This is a genomic window from Bacillus pretiosus, assembly GCF_051294775.1.
Lineage (GTDB): Bacteria > Bacillota > Bacilli > Bacillales > Bacillaceae_G > Bacillus_A > Bacillus_A wiedmannii.
Window position 1 is genome coordinate 1 of record NZ_JBPPHF010000136.1, and the last position, 312, is coordinate 312.

Here is a 312-nt window from a genome sequence, read left to right on the forward strand (position 1 = left end):
GCATACGAAAGTTGCTCATATTAAACAGGTGATTAAAGGGGATGGGATTAGTTATAACGTCACTTACCGAACGAAAACGGAAGAATGGATTGCAACTGTAGCGATTGGATATGCAGATGGATGGCTTAGAAGATTACAAGGGTTCGAAGTGCTTATAAATGGTAACAGGGTACCGATTGTAGGTCGAGTAACAATGGATCAATTCATGATACACCTTCCTTGTGAAGTGCCGCTTGGTACGAAAGTTACACTCATTGGAAAACAAGGTGATGAGTAAATTAGTGCTACTGAGGTTGCTGAATATTCTGGGAC

1 pseudogene is annotated in these 312 nt (G+C 41.0%); it reads left to right on the forward strand.

What is annotated here, in order from left to right:
- Positions 1-274, forward strand: a pseudogene (locus ACSG5Z_RS30195) (alanine racemase C-terminal domain-containing protein); the annotation flags it as partial.
- Between the last annotated feature and the right edge of the window lie 38 nt (positions 275-312).